Origin of the sequence: Desulfofundulus thermobenzoicus (assembly GCF_009428905.1) — a bacterium.
Taxonomy (GTDB): Bacteria; Bacillota; Desulfotomaculia; order Desulfotomaculales; family Desulfovirgulaceae; genus Desulfofundulus_A; species Desulfofundulus_A thermobenzoicus.
This window is the reverse complement of record NZ_WHYR01000264.1, coordinates 1-390: the sequence shown is the minus strand read 5'-3', so window position 1 is coordinate 390 and position 390 is coordinate 1. Positions and strand designations below refer to the sequence as shown.

Below are 390 nucleotides of genomic sequence, written 5' to 3'. Positions count from 1 at the left end.
TTCTTGCTCTCGTTCTCGCTCATCGAGATCGAGCGTAGGTGCTGCCCGGAGGTGGATCGGGCGTCCTGCCTGGGAAGCCCCCAGGAATTCGGTGACGCGTCATCGATGTGTCATCGGCGCCGCATCGAGAACGCCCAGCAGTGGATCAGAAGACCGTCAGGATGGTCGGGAACTTGATGATGATCGTCACGATGATGAACAGGTAGTTCGCCAGCGGGAACGCCCAGCAGAACGGGAGCAGTGCCCGGCCGATCCGCTGGGTGCGGGCACCGAAGCGGCCCTGCGCGGCGTTCCAGATCGTGAACACCCAGAACATCGGGATCGTCATCGACCACACGAGCATGCACCACGGGCACAGCGCGCCGATGAACCAGACGGTCTGGGTGAAGA

1 pseudogene is annotated in these 390 nt (G+C 62.6%); it reads right to left on the bottom strand.

Annotated elements, in window-relative coordinates:
• Positions 1-145 precede the first annotated feature (145 nt).
• Positions 146-390: pseudogene (locus GFC01_RS18970) on the bottom strand (hypothetical protein); the annotation flags it as partial.